Raw genomic sequence first — 1,089 nt, 5'->3', positions numbered from 1 at the left:
CTTGATAAACGTGACCGCCAAAGTCTCTTTCAAAGAACCGAAATCTCTTCCGGTCCCGCAAGCTCCGCCGCCCACGTTTCTCTTTCTTCTCATCTTCAATTGTCAAATAACAGACCAGATACCCCGGTCGAATTTCCTCGCCTCAAACCAGAAAGTCCAAGGAACCAATCAGCAGCTAAGCCAATCTTAAAAGAAACTTGAGAGCGAAGGACTTCGTCGCCAGCAGCGCCGCCGCCCTCGTTCAGTGAGGGGGCTTATAGATGCCCAACCAGAGAGCCGTCAAGCAGGACTATTGGAATCTCGAGACAATTCGAACAACTGATTGAACTTACGAGGTAATTTTCTGAACGGTCCTTCGGCGGTCACAGACTGCTATGTAGTGGACGATCGCCGAGGTCCTTAAACGGAGGAAGGACGGTGGCTCCCTCAAAAGGAAACCGGTCGGGCCTGATGATCGAAAACCGCTGCTGACAAACCCTCCTCGGCATTGCTGTAGCCCGTGACAGCGATTTCACGCACCTCGCCCGTGATCTCCTCCTCTCGAGGGAATTTTGCGGCGTCAGGAGAGATTCAGGTCAGATCATGGTGACGATCAAGCCATCTATAACGGGAACTTATAAATCCTTTGCAATTCAAGTTTGCGGACGAGAACAACACCGCGATAGGTAGCACGGGCATAAGCGATGCCGTGGGGCAATGCTCAATCATAGATACCAAGGGGGATCCGTGCATTTTTCAAATAGACAATGTCATTGGTAGTTTTTTCATTCAGGTAGAATGAGCAACACGCTTCTGCGCTAACGCAAATTGCTTCGCAGAGTCCTTCACCAAAACTGGGTAGGTAGAGCCGTTTCTCGGCAATGATGACCTGTGCCCAATCGACAGAAGATTGGACTGAGAATGAACATTAAGATGATCCTTGTGAGCACGACCGCGGCCTTGGCTGCCTTTACGAGCGCCCAGGCTGCTGACGCCATCGTTGCTGCTGAGCCGGAACCAGTTGAATACGTCCGCGTTTGCGACGCTTACGGCAGCGGCTACTTCTACATCCCGGGCACCGAAACCTGCCTGAAGATCAGCGGTTACATC

At 51.7% G+C, this 1,089-nt stretch carries 2 protein-coding genes; both read left to right on the top strand.

Annotated features, from left to right (window positions below; translation table 11 throughout):
* A partial coding sequence (locus tag AC1DE4_RS31765) for a hypothetical protein (RefSeq protein ID WP_477884754.1) occupies positions 1-201 on the top strand: 201 nt, incomplete at its 5' end.
* Positions 202-900: 699 nt separating this feature from the next.
* Positions 901-1,089 (top strand): porin (locus AC1DE4_RS31760; RefSeq protein WP_477884753.1); only part of this gene is annotated, 189 nt, incomplete at its 3' end.

It is taken from the genome of Rhizobium sp. 10N414 (genome assembly GCF_056394785.1).
This window is presented reverse-complemented; position numbering and strand designations above follow the sequence as displayed.